Genomic DNA, 15,106 nt, shown 5'->3' on the forward strand with positions numbered 1-15,106 from the left:
CGCCGGTAAGTTTTTGGTTAGATCATACCGGTTAGGCGTGGCATACGTATTTTAATTATTTTCTTCTATCCACTTTTTTGCTAAAGCCGTCATCTCGGGAAAGAAAGCGTTGTAACATTGCTGCAAGGTTGAAAAATGTTCTTCAAACAAAGCAAATGCTGTAGCACTTTCTGTGAGGTAAGTGGCACGGCGAACCACACCATGCAGGCTGTTTTCAATACCCCATTTATTGCTGTAGTTAAAAAGCCAGTTTTGCGTTTTCATATAAGGAAACATACGGGCAAACCGTTCAGGGAAAACAGCGCTGTATGGTTCAAGCATGGTATATGTATCAGCAGCAAACTCTTCCAGTGAATCTTTAGTAAAGATCGTTGGATCGATGGCGAGATAATGATCATAAACCACATCAACAAAAGCCCCCGCATAGAGGCGGTAATGCGGTCTGAAAATTTCCTTGGCTTCTTTGGTGGCCGCATGTTCATCTGTAAATGAATCGATGAGGCGGTGTAATTCAATTCCCTTTTGAATGCCAGGCGAAAAATCAAATTTCTTTTTGCCTTTCACATAATCGCTGATCATATTACCCACGAGCAGTTCGGGCTGGCGAAAGGATAGGTAAGCGTGGGCTAAATAATTCATTCAAAATTTTTTTACAAACGGCGTAAACTTTTTTGCAGGTTGTCGTCAAACTCTTTTCAAACTAAAATTTATTACAATGAAAGTACTCCAATTTTTATTCCTTTTCATCTGTGTGGGTGCAATGGCACAGGCACAACCGCCCGCCGATACTTCAAGAGGCAGAGGTCCACGTGTTGACATGTACAAAGACCTGAACCTGAGTAAAGACCAACAAGAGAAAGTGAAGGGCATCCAGGACAAGCAACGTGAAGAAGCGGAAGCAGTTCGTAACAGTTCACTCGGTCGTGAAGAACAGCGTACCAAGATGATGGAGATCCGTAAGAAATACAGCGAGCAGATTGATGCTATTCTTACCCCAGAACAAAGAGAAAAGTTAAAAGCCAAACAAAAAGAAATGCAGGAGCAAATGGAAAAGCGTAGAAGAGATGGTGGTGGCCCCGGCGGACAAGGCGGAGGAAATAATAACAACAATTAATTGTAAACCGGCGAAAGCCGGTTTTTTTATGCTAACCAATGATTTGGTGAAAGATAAATAACTACCCATGGCTTAAAATGACTTCTAACAATTCTTTGTGAAAAAATCATTAAACGCAGGAATTTATTTGACGTCTTAATAACCATATTCATTATTTTAAAACACCCACAATTATGAAAGTATTTAAATTTTTAATGTTGTTTTTAGTAGCTGGTGCTGTAGCACAGGCGCAAACAGCTCCAACCGAAAAGAAAGAAAAAGTTCGCACAGAAGGCAAGCAGATGCATAAACAAATGCATGGTGAGTTAAATCTCAGCACTGAGCAGAAGGCGCAGTTGAAAACGATCCATGAAAAGCAGAAAGCAGAAATGATGGCGATTAAAAACAACAGCAACATTTCGGCCGAGCAAAAGAAAGAACAGTTCAAAACCCTGAAGCAGCAATACCGTACTCAACGTGAAACCGTATTTACTCCTGAGCAAAAAGAAAAAATGAAAAAGTTTCATGAACAACACCCGAATAAAAAGGGAATGAAACACAAACGTAAAACCCACGAAAAGAAAACTGTATAATGTAAAACCGGCGAGAGCCGGTTTTTTATTGCGTATAAACAATAAAATAGATCAAAGGCTTGCACTTAACCTACCCTATTTACAGATCAACAACTAAACCTAACAGTTCCTAACTTTACCTATGCCTTTTCAACTTCATTCACCTTATTCGCCTTCCGGAGATCAGCCGCAGGCTATTCAACAGTTAACCGAAGGAATATTAAGCGGAGAAAAATTTCAGACCCTGCTTGGTGTTACAGGTAGTGGTAAAACATTTACTATGGCCAATGTTATTCAGAATGTGCAACGCCCAACCTTGGTGCTTACACATAACAAAACATTGGTAGCCCAATTGTATGGCGAGTTCAAACAATTTTTTCCTGATAACGCAGTGGGTTATTTCGTGAGCTATTACGATTATTTTCAACCGGAAGCCTACCTGCCTGTAAGTGATGTGTACATTGAAAAAGATCTCAACATTAATGAGGAACTTGATAAACTTCGCCTGCAAGCCACCAGTGAATTATTGAGTGGACGAAGAGATATTATCGTGGTGGCGAGCGTGAGTTGTATCTACGGTATGGGCAACCCAATTGATTTTGAAAATGGAATCGTTCGTATTCAAAAGAAGCAAATTCTTTCACGCCAGGGCTTTCTTCATTCATTGGTGAATAGTTTGTACAGTCGCACGCAAGGTGATTTTACAAGAGGGACATTTCGTGTAAAAGGCGATACCGTTGATATCAATTTGCCGTATGTTGATTTTGGTTACCGCATCAGTTTTTTTGGTGATGAAATTGAAGAGATTGAAACCATTGATGTGAAATCGGGCAAGAGAATTAACAAAGTTGAGAATGCTGCCATCTTTCCCGCCAATTTATACATTGCTCCAAAAGATCAGATGCAGCAGATCATTTATGAAATACAGGATGAAGCTGCAGCACAGGTTGAATATTTTAAGCGTGAAGGAAAATATATTGAAGCACAACGTTTGAAAGAACGAACAGATTATGATCTTGAGATGATCCGTGAGCTGGGCTATTGTAATGGCATTGAAAACTATTCCAGGTTTTTTGATCGTCGCTCACCCGGCACAAGACCTTATTGTTTGCTCGATTATTTCCCGAAAGATTATTTAATGATCATTGATGAAAGTCATCAAACCATTCCGCAGGTGAGTGGCATGTATGGCGGCGACAGGAGTCGTAAATTAATATTGGTTGATTATGGTTTTCGTTTGCCAAGTGCAATGGATAACCGTCCGCAGAACTTTCATGAGTTTGAAAGTTTGTTGAACCAGGTGGTGTTTGTAAGTGCCACACCCGATGATTATGAATTAGAAAAAACCGGCGGTGTGGTAGTAGAACAAGTAGTGCGCCCCACAGGTTTGTTAGATCCTCCCATTGAAATTCGTCCAAGTGTAAACCAGATCGATGATCTCTTAGATGAAATTGATAAACGTGTGAAGAAAGGCGATCGTGTATTGGTGACTACACTCACCAAACGCATGGCCGAAGAAATGGACAAGTATTTACATCGCATCAACATCAAATCCAAATACATCCACAGCGAAGTTGATACATTGGAACGTATTGAAATTTTGCGTGATCTGCGCCTCGGTGTTATTGATGTATTGGTTGGCGTGAATTTATTGCGTGAAGGATTGGATTTACCGGAAGTTTCATTGGTGGCTATACTTGATGCTGATAAAGAAGGCTTTCTTCGCAATGAAAAAAGTTTAACGCAAACGGCCGGTCGTGCTGCACGTAATGTTGATGGCTTAGTGATATTTTATGCCGATAAGATGACAGAGAGTATGCGTCGCACCATTGAAGAAACAAGCAGAAGAAGAGAAAAACAGGTGCAGTATAATATTGAACATGGCATAACACCACGTACTATTAAGAAAAGTATTGAACAGGTGATGGGCCAAACGGCAGTGCTGGATATTAAAGGATATGATCCAGCAAAAGCCTATGCACTTGCTCCCGATGGCGAATTAGTAGAAGCTGCAGAAGACCAGGAGGTATATCAAACCATTCCGCAGATGGAGAAAGCAATTGGCAGAATTAAAAAGCAAATGGAGAAGGCAGCACGTGATCTCGATTTCATGGAAGCGGCAAGGTTAAGAGATGAAATGTTCCGCTTGCAGAAAGAACTTGACGCAATGAAAAAATAAATTACCCAATTGGAGGTACGTTTCTGTTTTCAATTGATACTTATCTTACCGGCATGAAATCCGTTGTACTCTTGTTTTTGTGTTTGCTGCTTCTGCAACCAATATTTTCACAAAATCCAAGATTGGTATTACCTGTTGGTCATCCGCAAGGTTTAACAGATATACAATTATCTGCCGACGGTAAATTCCTGTTATCAAAATCATTTAATGATATTGGTACAAAAGTGTGGGACACCCGAACAGGTAAGCTATTGCACAATCTTACTCTTCCTGACGGATCTTCCTTAATGCGAGTGAGTCCTTCCGCAAGCCATGTGTTATTGGGCGGAGAGTATGATTCGAGTTTCATTTTTAATTTAATCACTGGTGAAATTGATGCTGTAATTGCCCGTTCTTTTGATGGAGCAATGTATTCTTCTAATGGTGAGTTGTTGCTTACTTCGAAAGTAAATGAATTGCAACTTTGGGAAGCTGCAACGGGCGCATTGCTACAAACCTACCAGGTAGAAGATACAATTACCTTGTTAAGTTTTATAAATCAGGACAAACAGGTATTGATTGAACGAAAGCAAAAAAACAAAGTTGTATATAATGTTTTGAATAAAGATTTGAAACAGCCTCGCCCATTAATAATTCCCGGTAATACCCAAACGCATTTTTCCGAATTCAGAGACACTTTGTATGCAACAGGTTTCGATGGGCAACAAGCCTATGTTCACCAAATATCTTACGACAGTTTAAAAATAACCAGCACCATTACGTTTGATAGCATTTATCAAAAGCCCTTGATGATTCGTGAATCAAATGAAAATTTATTGGTGGCAATGGAAGATAGTAGTTTGTACCTTATTAATATATCAGAGGGCATGATATACCCGTTTAATAAATTTGAATACGGCATCGCACAAATAGGGTTTGTTGATTCAGGAAAGCATTTTATGGTAAGCGACGGTTTTGCAGCGTACTGTTTTAATACAAAGACAACTGAATCGGTGCAGTTTTTTGTTATATCCGATCAAAGTCGAAACCTGAAAAACGTGGAAGCTGGAATTGCTGCGAATGACCTGGGCAAGAAATTTTATTTTGTATTGGCTGATAACGTGATCAGGGAATATAAAGTTACCGGCGACAGCAGTATACTTTCTCAATCTTTTGCAGGTCAAACACAGAACATCAGCACTTCTATTTTTCAGGCAGGCAATATGGTTATTGGGGATGGAGAAGGTTTTGCCAAGTCTGTTGATATAAATAAAGCAGAGGTTGTTTCCAGCTTTGAAACGCATCTTGATTTCCTGAGTAGTTTAAGCTTTTCATCGAGACAACAATCGCTCGTCTCTTCATCCTGGGATTCTTCTGTAAAAATGTGGGACCCTGTTACTAAAGCCCTTTTGAAAAAAATTCGGAGAAGGTATCCTTTTGTCAATGCAGCAGTGAATGATCAGCAAAGCCTGCTTGCCATGATTTACAGACCGGATATAATGAATTTCGATGATGTGGGCTGTGTGCTTGAATTGTTCGATTTGAAGCGAAATAAAACAGTCAGATCTTTTAAAACAAAAGAAAGGCTCGTGGGAGCAAATTTTAGCAGAGATGGCGAATTCTTTTTTTATTGCAATCAAACAGACAGTACGGTTATTGTGAGCGATCTCAATATCAAACAACTTAAAAAAATAAAAAGCACTGGCTGGGTATTTGAAGCCAGGCAAACAGAATCGGGCAAATACATCGAAGTGCTTACCAACAAAAGCGTTGAGTTATACGATTATAAAACATTGAAATTATTCAGAAGCTTTCCCATCAACAATATGTGGGGCTACCATCGGTCGTCTGTTTCAAAAGATGAAAAATATTTTGCAGCAGGAACTGAAAGAGGACTGATGAGTATGTGGGATTTGCAATCGGGACAGTTGCTTTACACCGTCAAAGTTCACTCATCGGGTGTTATACCTTCTTTTGTAAACGACTCTTCGCTTATCAGCAGCTCAGAAGATGGAACAATCAATTACTGGCACTATAACAGGCAGCAACTGCAATTGGTTTATCAAACAGTGCCCTTTAAACAAAACGAATATATTTCCACGATTCCTTCCGGTTATTACAAAGGTTCGCAACAGGCAGCGAGGAAATTACATTATGTTACTCATGATGCAAGGATCATTTCATTTGAACAGCTGGATGTAAAATACAACCGCCCCGACAAAGTTTTAGAAGCCATCGGTAACAAGGATACCATGTTGATCAATTCTTACAAACGGGCTTATTACAAACGCATTAAAAAACTGGGGATCGATACAACACAGTTCAGCGATGGTTATAGTGTTCCTGAAGCCGGGTTTGAAAACAGGGACAATATTTCATACGAACAAAAGAGTGAACAGCTGACTTTAAGAGTGAGTGCAAAAGATAGCAGTTACCTGCTCGATCGTTTCAATATATGGATCAACGAAGTGCCGTTGTTTGGGATGAAAGGTATTTCCATTCGTCAGCGCAACAGTTATTCGTTTGATACAACTATCAGTATTCAATTATCACAAGGCGAAAACCGTATTGAAACATCCGTTACCAATGTAAACGGTACGGAAAGCTACCGTATGCCGTTGTATGTAAAATATGATGCTGTGCAACCTGTAAAAGAAACTGTACGATTTATTGGAATTGGTATCAATGAATTTGCAGATAGTAAACGAAACCTGCAGTGGTGCGTGAAAGATATTCGGGATCTTGCCTTGAAGTTTAAAGAAAAGTATGGCGGTGATATTGTGATCGACACATTATTCAACCAGAATGTTACGCTCCGCAATGTGCAGGCCATCAAACAAAAATTACTGAATACAAACATCAACGATAAAGTGATCATTGCTTATTCAGGTCATGGCCTTTTAAGTAAACAATATGACTATTATTTATCTTCTTATAATGTCAACTTCAAAAATCCTGAACAGGATGGCATTGCTTATGAAGAAATAGAGAACCTGTTGGATGGTATTCCTGCAAGAAAGAAGTTATTGTTGATCGATGCCTGTCACAGCGGCGAAGTGGATAAAGATGAATTGCTGGCCGTACAGACTAACCAGGTAAGTAAAGGCAATAAAGGGCTCATCATGCATCGTGGATCGGAAGACGAAACAGTAGAAACAAAAACAGTTGGTCTTCAAAACAGTTTTGAACTCATGCAATCTCTGTTTGTAAATGTGGGCAAAGGAACTGGTGCCACCATTATTTCGGCAGCAGGTGGTGTGCAGTTTGCCCAGGAACGGGATGACCTGGAAAATGGCGTGTTTACCTTCAGTTTGCTGGAAGCAATGCAGCAAAACAGTACCATTAAAGTTTCGGAGCTAAAGAAATATGTGGGCCAACGGGTGGAAGAACTCACCAAAGGCCTGCAAAAACCCACCACCCGTAATGAACTGAAGGATTTTGACTGGACAGTTTGGTGATAAATTAAAGGGCTTTTCTTAACTTGAAGCTCCTCAAAAAAATCAGCCAATGTTCACGTTTGCTTTGTTCAACCTCAAAGGAGGTGTTGGTAAAACTGCCAGTTGTGTAAACTTTGCTTATCTCGCTGCAAAAGATGGTTACAAAACATTGTTATGGGATATTGATCCGCAGGGTGCCACTTCCTTTTATTATAAAGTGAAGCCAAAGCAAAAAGTATCAATGAAAGATGTTGTTGGAAAAGATGCTGAATTAGCCGACAGCATCATGGCAACGGAATACGAAAACCTGGATATTATTCCTGCCGATATTACTGCAAAAGCACATGATATCATGATCGATGAAATGCAGGCATCGAAAAAAAGATTGGCAACCATATTAAAGCAATTGAAAACGGAATACGATTTTGTATTCATTGATTGTCCTCCCGGTTTAAGTTCACTGGCAGAAAATATTTTTAATGCATCTGATGTTGTGTTGATGCCTATTATACCCACCACACTTTCCGTTCGAACCTACCACATGGTGAAAGATTTTTTCAAAGAGAAGAATATCGATCAGAAAAAAATGACTTGTTTCTTCACCATGACCGATCTGCGACGCAACATGCACAACGAAGTGATGGAAGAATTATACAAAGACAAACGCTTTTTTGAAAACTATATTCCTTACTTAAGTGATGTAGAAAAAATGGGTGTTCACAAAGCTCCTTTGGAGGAATTTGCACGCAGCAGTTACGCTGCACAATGCTACCGTGACCTGTGGGAAGAAATAAAGGAAGGAGTGCTGTAACTCAATACAGTAGCGGTTTTCAGCCCACCGTAATTTTACCGGTTTGGCTTTAAGTACTAACACTGAATTTTACAAAATAGATTTCTAAGTGTTGTATAATTCAAAATGAGTTTCTACATTTGAACTGTCCAATTCTTTTGAAAAAACTAAATCCAAATGTCATGAAAAAGCCATTGCGTTTCTTCTCATTCGTATTTTTCCTCTTCGCTATTTATCTCAACGTATTTTACAAAGAAGATTCTTTCCTGGCACGTGTCGTTGCAGGCAAATCTGAAGTTGCAAAACAGCAAACAGCTCAAAAACAATCTACAAAGGAAGCAAAGCCTTTAGAGAATGAGCTCGCTGAAAATAGCGGCAAATAATTTCACAATACATATTGTGCATCAACTATTTCGTTAAGCAGTCAACGAACCGGCGATCCGTACCCTATATTTTTATTTGCTGCCGGTGTTGAATTTTCTCATAATGTAAGTTTTGCGGAGGTGGTTTCCACCACCTCCTGTTTTTTCTTTGCTTACTAAAAAACCACGTTGAAAAACGGGGCTTTTGTCGTTTATAAAATTTTCTGTTTTTCTCTTTGGCAAGGATGCTAACTTAGCGGCATGGCCAATGATAAAAAAGTTTTCCTGCTCGATGCGTTTGCTCTCATCTTCCGTGCATATTATGCGCTCATTCGTAGTCCACGTAGTACATCAAAAGGCAAAAACACCAATGCACAGTTTGGTTTTACCAATGCATTGATCGAACTCATTACAAAGCAAAAGCCATCGCACATGGCAGTTTGTTTTGATACGGAAGCACCCACTGAACGTCATACCGATTTTGCAGAATACAAAGCCAATCGCCAGGAAGCTCCTGAAGATATTTTACTTGCCATCCCCGATATTAAGCGCATTATTAAAGGTTTCAATATCCCTGTAATTGAAAGTGATGGTTATGAAGCCGATGATGTAATTGGTACACTAAGCCGGTTGGGCGAAGCAGCAGGTTACGAAGTATTTATGGTAACACCAGATAAAGATTATGGCCAGCTGGTAACAGAGAAAGTGAAAATTTACAAACCTGCTTACCAGGGCGGCGATGTTGAGATCATGGGACCTGTGGAAGTTTGTGCAAAGTGGGGAATAAAAAATGTGAGCCAGGTTATTGATATATTAGGAATGATGGGCGACGCTGTTGATAATATTCCGGGTATACCAGGTGTGGGCGAAAAAACAGCAGCTAAATTATTAGCCGAGTATGACACGTTGGAAAATGTATTAGCAAATGCCGGCAACATTAAGGGAAAGATGGGTGAGAAAGTGGCAGCAGGAAGAGACCTTGCCATCATGAGTAAAAAACTGGCAACCATTATTACCAATGTGCCTGTTGAATTTCATGAAGAAGATTTTCGGTTGAAAGAATGGAACAAGGAAGAACTTGCATCGGTGTTTGCTGAACTGGAGTTTAAAACTATTGGCAAACGCATTTTAGGTGAAGACTTTAATGCGTTTGGTTCAGCTCCTGTGGGCGTGCAGAAAGATCTTTTCGGGAATGTCATCGATACAACAATGGGCGAAGTACGGAAAGAAAAGAAAGCACCAGCAAAATCGCAGCAAACGGAAATATTCCCTTCAAGTGAGTTAAACGAAACAGAAATAAGTACCGAACAGGAAGCTGATAAAGGGTTTATAGACTTTGGAGCTGCAAAAAATATCAGTAACACAGCCCATGAATATATTTCTGTTACAACTGAAGAGGCAATGAAACAACTTGTTGCTGAGTTAGCCACACAGAAAGAAATTTGTTTTGATACAGAAACAACCGGCATTGATGCAAATGATTGTGAAATTGTTGGCATGAGTTTTTCGTATCAGCCTTATAAGGCATGGTATGTTCCTTGCCCTGCCGATCAGGAAGAAACAAAAAAAGTTCTTTCTATTTTTAGACCATTGTTTGAAGATGAAAATAAAACATGGATAGGACAGAATATAAAGTACGATCTGCTGGTGTTGAAATGGTACGATGTTGAATTGAAAGGTCCGTTGTTTGATACCATGCTGGCGCATTATGTAGTAGAGCCTGATGGAAAACGAAGTATGGATGATTTGAGTGCACAATTCCTCGGTTATGAACCGGTGCATATTGAAGAGCTCATTGGTAAGAAAGGAAAAACGCAAGGAACGATGCGTGATGTAGAGTTGGAAAAAATCACGGATTATGCTGCAGAAGACGCAGACATTACTTTTCAATTAAAACAATCATTGTTTCCTTTGTTGAAGGAAAAGGAAGTAGAGCGTGTATTTTATGAAGTGGAAAATCCATTGGTAAAAGTGCTCACCGATATGGAGTTTGAAGGAATAAAAGTGGATGTTGATTTCCTGAACGATTATTCAAAGCAATTAGACAAAGACGCAAAAGAAGCAGAACAACGAGTATATAATTCATCCGGATTAAAATTTAATCTGGCTTCGCCCAAACAACTGGGTGAAGTGTTGTTTGATCATCTCAAGCTTGATCCAAAAGCGAAGAAAACTAAAACGGGGCAGTATGCAACGGGCGAAGATGTGTTGCTGAAACTGGCGCATACAAGCCCGATTGTTGAAGATATTCTGGCCTTTCGTGAGTTAACGAAATTAAAATCAACTTATGTTGACGCCTTGCCCCAACTGATCAATCGTAAAACAGGAAGAGTTCATACAACCTATGGACAAGCGGTTGCTGTAACCGGGCGTTTGGCAAGCAACAATCCGAACCTCCAGAATATTCCTGTGCGTACAGAACGTGGAAGAGAGATACGTAAAGCATTTATTCCAAGAGATGAAAATCATGTATTGGTGAGTGCCGATTATTCACAAATTGAATTGCGCATTGTAGCTGCTATCAGTGGCGATCCGGCCATGTGCGATGCATTCATTCAAGGGAAAGATATTCATACAGCCACTGCTGCCAAAGTGTACAAGATCGAAGAGAAAGATGTAACCAAGGAAATGCGTTACAAAGCAAAGAGTGTAAACTTCGGTATCATTTACGGGCAAGGTGCATTTGGATTAGCCGATAATTTAGGCATCAGCAGAACAGAAGCAAAAGAGATCATTGATAATTATAAAAGGGAGTTTGCAGGCATTCAAAAGTATATGGATGATACAGTAAACTTTGCACGGGAGAATGGCTATGTTGAAACCCTCATGGGCCGCAAGCGTTGGTTGCGTGATATCAACTCAAGCAACTTTACGGTGCGTGGTTATGCCGAACGAAATGCGATTAACTCACCCATACAGGGAACCGCAGCCGATATGATCAAGTTGGCCATGATTAAAACACATGAGGCATTAAAGAAAAGTACATTCAAAAGTAAAATGATTTTGCAGGTGCATGATGAATTGGTGTTTGATGTATTAAAAGAAGAAGCAGACGACATTAAAGCATTGATCATCGAATGTATGCAAACAGCAATGCCATTAACACATGGTGTTCCTGTAATTGCGGAAGCAGGAACGGGAACAAACTGGTTAGAGGCACACTAATATGAAATCGGATATTGACAATAGAAAGAGTCTTGAGTTGTTGATGGAAACGTTTTATAACAAATTGCTGGCCGATGCATCGATCAGCTATTTGTTTACCGATGTTGCTAAAATTGATTTGCCAAAACACTTGCCTGTGCTGGTCGATTTCTGGGAGTCAGTATTATTTCAATCGGATACTTACCGGAAGAATGCAATGAAAATTCATACCGATCTGCATCAACAATCGCCATTGAAGCCGCAACATTTTAAAACATGGCTTGGTTACTTTCATGAAACGGTAGATGAATTGTTTGAAGGCGATAAAGCTGAGCTGGCCAAACAGCGTGCAACCAGCATTGCAACTGTTATGCAAATAAAATTAATTGAACAGGATAAACAGGAATAGTAAATTACAGTTGCCCTTGAACCGATAAAGAATCTTTCGCTATGCGTTTGCTTTTGTTCATCATTTTTTTGTTGCTTACCACAGGGATAAATGCCCAAACAAGATCTATTCACTTCGTTAATGGTCAATGGTTCAATGGCAAAGAATTTACCGCCAATGATTTTTATAGTGTAAACGGTGTACTTACAAAAACCGCACCCTCAACTGTTGATACAATTGTTGATCTTAAACAGCAATATATCATTCCGCCATTTAGTGAAGCGCATAATCATTCTCCTGAAACCGACCAGGATATTGATGTGTTTATTGAACGCTATTTGTCCGATGGTATTTTCTACATCAAAAACCCAAACAGTATTCCGTTTGCCACCAATAAAATAAAAAGTAAGATCAATCATCCACGAAGTGTTGATGTATTGTATGCCAATGGTGGCTTAACAGCAACGGGCGGTCACCCCACAACGTTGTATAATTACATGCTGGGCACCACGTATAAAAAAGCACTGCCCGGCTGGACCAGCAAAAGCTTTGAAGGTGAAGCATACTGGCTTATTAATTCAAAAGAAGAACTGGAAAAGAAGTGGCCATTTATTCTTTCACAAAAACCCGGCTTCATTAAGTTCTATCTTATTTTTTCAGAAGAGTATGAACAACGAAAAGACGATACGATTTTCAACGGGAAAAAAGGAATTGATCCAAAGCTGGCAAAACTCATCACAAAAAAAGCACACGCTGCAGGATTGAAAGTGAGTGCCCATGCAGAAACACCCAATGATCTGAAAGTTGCATTGGCAGCAGGAGTTGATGAGATCAATCATTTGCCCGGCTACCAGGTACGTTGGAGAGATGGCTATACAGAAGCTTATTACAAGCTTTCGCCCAAACTTGTAAAGAGCATGAAAAAAAAGGGGGTGCATGTTGATCCTACTTACTCTTTGTTGCAAACAGAAATTAAACCGATGAGTAATCAGCAGCGGGAAGCACAAACGAATGTGCAAAGAAGCAACCTGTTGTTATTGAAAAAATATAAAGTTCCTGTAACGATAGGTTGCGATAGCTATAATCTAACAGGTCAAACAGAAATTGAGTACCTCCGTAAAATGAATATTTACAGCAATCTTGAATTATTAAAGATGTGGTGTGAGATTACCGCCACTACAATTTTTCCAAACAGGAAAATTGCAAAACTGCAGGAAGGCTATGAGGCAAGCTTTCTTGTCCTTCAACAAAACCCATTGGAAAATTTTGATCATGCATACAATATTGCGCTTCGTGTAAAGCAAGGAGTACTCCTTTGGTAAAATAGGTTGTGAAGAGATTGATCAGGGGAAAGCTGAGGTCTGGGTTCAGCTCCCGGGAAAACGTATTGCCACAATCTGCATTTACCAGCCTGATAATTGTCATCTGATTCATTCGCTTTTTATTATTTTTCTGGCTTTAACTTTGCCCCTTAATTTACACTATGCAACCAATTTTGATTTATTGTTATGATGCATATTGTGGCTGGTGTTACGGTTTCAGTCCTGTTATCAAACAAATAAGTGAAGTATATAAACAAAAACTCCATTGCGAAGTACTCAGTGGCGGTATGATATTGCCTGAGCAACCAGTTCATATTCGGGTAACTGCAGGCTATATCAGCGAAGCTTATAAAACAGTAGAAAATCATACCGGGATAAAATTTGGTGAGGATTATCTCTGGCATATCAAAAATCCGGAAGAAAGTGATTGGTTTCCTAATTCAGAAAAACCTGCTATTGCTTTATCTATTTTCAAAGAACTGTTTCCCGAACAACAAGTACAATTTGCTTCTGATCTGCAATACAGTCTGCATTATGAAGGAAGAGACCTTACCGATAATGAAGCTTATCGTCATCTCCTCGAAAAATATAATATTGATACAGATGATTTTTACAGCAAGCTTCAATCAGATGAGTACAAAGAGAAAGCGCATTATGAATTTCAGCTTTGTAAACAATTGCAGGTAACCGGTTTTCCGCAGGTGCTGATTCAAATTACCGAGACAAAATTTCATTTGCTTGCCAGGGGTTATACCGATTATGAAACACTTTCCAAACGTATTGATCTTGTATTAACGGAAATTGAAAACCATTCTTATAATTAATAGCATACTAACACATGATACTTACTGTAACCCTGAATCCTTGTATTGACAAAAGTTCACAAGCCGAAAAATTAAAACCTGAAAGTAAACTCCGTTGTACAGAAGTGGTGAATGAGCCGGGTGGTGGTGGTATCAATGTTAGTAAGGCATTAAAGAAACTGGAGACAGCATCTGTTGCACTCTTTCCTTCGGGAGGACATAATGGCGATATGCTTTGTTCTTTATTGAGAGAAGAAGCAATTGAATTTCACGCAGTAGATACAAAAGTGGAAACAAGAGAGAACTGGATCGTATTGGAAACGTCAACCAACAATCAATTTCGTTTTACATTTCCCGGTCGTGCCGTGCATCAGGATACAATGATTACACTGGTAGATCATATCCGCAGCTTTTCTCCGTCTTATGTTATTGCAAGTGGTAGTTTACCTCCGGGTCTGCCCGATTATTTTTATGGCTTGATTGTTAAGAATGCAAAAGCTGTTGGTGCACGCTGTATTGTTGATACAAGTGGTCCGGCATTGCAGGCATTGCAAGGCAAAGGAGCATACCTTATTAAACCCAATATTGGCGAGTTATGCAAAATGCTGAATGTAGAATGGCTCGACAAAAATGAAGTACCCGACGCAGCACAACAAGCAATACGTGATGGCTTTGCTGAACTGATTGCTGTGAGTATGGGGGCTGATGGCGCCTGGCTCATCAGCAGCGATGAAAAGCATTTTGCTACTGCACCAAAAGTTGAAAAGAAAAGTACGGTGGGTGCCGGCGATAGTATGGTGGCAGGTATGACGTTTATGTTGCAGCAAAACCGACCATTGAAAGAAGTAATTGCATTTGGTGTTTCCTGCGGAAGCGCCGCAGCCATGAATGAAGGCACGCAACTCTTTAAGAAGGCCGATGCTGAACGATTATTTGCAGCGATGGCGTAATCTTTATCCATCCATTTTTCCGGTTCATCTTTTTCCTCTTGCAAAAGGGGAGGAAACGCTGTAATTTATTGTTCCTAAAAACAATAA

At 39.7% G+C, this 15,106-nt stretch carries 12 protein-coding genes; 11 read left to right on the plus strand and 1 reads right to left on the minus strand.

Going from position 1 to position 15,106, the window contains the following annotated elements:
- Positions 1-51: 51 nt before the first annotated feature.
- Positions 52-639: an acyl carrier protein phosphodiesterase gene (locus ACO1QW_RS20890; protein WP_486261480.1), complete on the minus strand. Its 588-nt coding sequence runs from the start codon at positions 637-639 to the stop codon at positions 52-54.
- A 76-nt stretch (positions 640-715) separates the two neighbouring features.
- Between ACO1QW_RS20890 and ACO1QW_RS20895 the strand changes: the two genes are divergently transcribed.
- The 11 genes from ACO1QW_RS20895 to ACO1QW_RS20945 all read left to right on the plus strand — a co-directional run bounded on the left by ACO1QW_RS20895 (position 716) and on the right by ACO1QW_RS20945 (position 15,019).
- Positions 716-1,114 carry a Spy/CpxP family protein refolding chaperone gene (locus ACO1QW_RS20895; protein WP_486261482.1) on the plus strand — a complete coding sequence of 133 codons (399 nt, stop codon included), beginning with the start codon at positions 716-718 and terminating at the stop codon, positions 1,112-1,114.
- Positions 1,115-1,287: 173 nt separating this feature from the next.
- Positions 1,288-1,686 (plus strand): hypothetical protein, encoded by a 399-nt coding sequence (locus ACO1QW_RS20900; protein ID WP_486261484.1) that lies wholly within the window; start codon positions 1,288-1,290, stop codon positions 1,684-1,686.
- Between the two features lie 121 nt (positions 1,687-1,807).
- Positions 1,808-3,844: an excinuclease ABC subunit UvrB gene (uvrB, locus tag ACO1QW_RS20905; protein WP_486261486.1), complete on the plus strand. Its 2,037-nt coding sequence runs from the start codon at positions 1,808-1,810 to the stop codon at positions 3,842-3,844.
- Positions 3,845-3,897: 53 nt separating this feature from the next.
- On the plus strand, positions 3,898-7,281 hold the full coding sequence (locus tag ACO1QW_RS20910) for a caspase family protein (RefSeq protein ID WP_486261488.1): 3,384 nt from the start codon (positions 3,898-3,900) through the stop codon (positions 7,279-7,281).
- 49 nt (positions 7,282-7,330) lie between these two features.
- Positions 7,331-8,071, plus strand: a complete 741-nt coding sequence (locus ACO1QW_RS20915; RefSeq protein WP_486261490.1) for a ParA family protein — start codon at positions 7,331-7,333, stop codon at positions 8,069-8,071.
- A gap of 161 nt (positions 8,072-8,232) precedes the next feature.
- Positions 8,233-8,433 (plus strand): hypothetical protein, encoded by a 201-nt coding sequence (locus ACO1QW_RS20920; RefSeq protein ID WP_486261492.1) that lies wholly within the window; start codon positions 8,233-8,235, stop codon positions 8,431-8,433.
- Positions 8,434-8,673: 240 nt separating this feature from the next.
- Positions 8,674-11,577, plus strand: coding sequence for a DNA polymerase I (gene polA, locus ACO1QW_RS20925; RefSeq protein ID WP_486261494.1), 2,904 nt, complete (start codon positions 8,674-8,676; stop codon positions 11,575-11,577).
- 1 nt (position 11,578) lies between these two features.
- A complete protein-coding gene (locus tag ACO1QW_RS20930) occupies positions 11,579-11,965 on the plus strand; it encodes a group III truncated hemoglobin (RefSeq protein ID WP_486261496.1) in 387 nt (128 codons plus the stop codon).
- 41 nt (positions 11,966-12,006) lie between these two features.
- A complete protein-coding gene (locus ACO1QW_RS20935) occupies positions 12,007-13,266 on the plus strand; it encodes an amidohydrolase family protein (protein ID WP_486261498.1) in 1,260 nt (419 codons plus the stop codon).
- A gap of 161 nt (positions 13,267-13,427) precedes the next feature.
- A complete protein-coding gene (locus ACO1QW_RS20940; protein ID WP_486261500.1) occupies positions 13,428-14,090 on the plus strand; it encodes a DsbA family protein in 663 nt (220 codons plus the stop codon).
- Positions 14,091-14,104: 14 nt separating this feature from the next.
- A complete protein-coding gene (locus tag ACO1QW_RS20945; RefSeq protein ID WP_486261502.1) occupies positions 14,105-15,019 on the plus strand; it encodes a 1-phosphofructokinase family hexose kinase in 915 nt (304 codons plus the stop codon).
- Positions 15,020-15,106 lie beyond the last annotated feature (87 nt).

Source organism: Lacibacter sp. (assembly GCF_057361365.1).

Excerpts from the sequence above, each read along its gene's own strand:
- ACO1QW_RS20890 (WP_486261480.1), bottom strand. The coding sequence starts at position 639 with ATGAATTATTTAGCCCACGCTTACCTATCCTTTCGCCAGCCCGAACTG.
- ACO1QW_RS20910 (WP_486261488.1), top strand. The coding sequence starts at position 3,898 with ATGAAATCCGTTGTACTCTTGTTTTTGTGTTTGCTGCTTCTGCAACCA.
- ACO1QW_RS20945 (WP_486261502.1), top strand. The coding sequence starts at position 14,105 with ATGATACTTACTGTAACCCTGAATCCTTGTATTGACAAAAGTTCACAA.
- ACO1QW_RS20920 (WP_486261492.1), top strand. The coding sequence starts at position 8,233 with ATGAAAAAGCCATTGCGTTTCTTCTCATTCGTATTTTTCCTCTTCGCT.
- ACO1QW_RS20940 (WP_486261500.1), top strand. The coding sequence starts at position 13,428 with ATGCAACCAATTTTGATTTATTGTTATGATGCATATTGTGGCTGGTGT.
- ACO1QW_RS20935 (WP_486261498.1), top strand. The coding sequence starts at position 12,007 with ATGCGTTTGCTTTTGTTCATCATTTTTTTGTTGCTTACCACAGGGATA.
- ACO1QW_RS20900 (WP_486261484.1), top strand. The coding sequence starts at position 1,288 with ATGAAAGTATTTAAATTTTTAATGTTGTTTTTAGTAGCTGGTGCTGTA.
- ACO1QW_RS20930 (WP_486261496.1), top strand. The coding sequence starts at position 11,579 with ATGAAATCGGATATTGACAATAGAAAGAGTCTTGAGTTGTTGATGGAA.
- uvrB (WP_486261486.1), top strand. The coding sequence starts at position 1,808 with ATGCCTTTTCAACTTCATTCACCTTATTCGCCTTCCGGAGATCAGCCG.
- polA (WP_486261494.1), top strand. The coding sequence starts at position 8,674 with ATGGCCAATGATAAAAAAGTTTTCCTGCTCGATGCGTTTGCTCTCATC.
- ACO1QW_RS20915 (WP_486261490.1), top strand. The coding sequence starts at position 7,331 with ATGTTCACGTTTGCTTTGTTCAACCTCAAAGGAGGTGTTGGTAAAACT.
- ACO1QW_RS20895 (WP_486261482.1), top strand. The coding sequence starts at position 716 with ATGAAAGTACTCCAATTTTTATTCCTTTTCATCTGTGTGGGTGCAATG.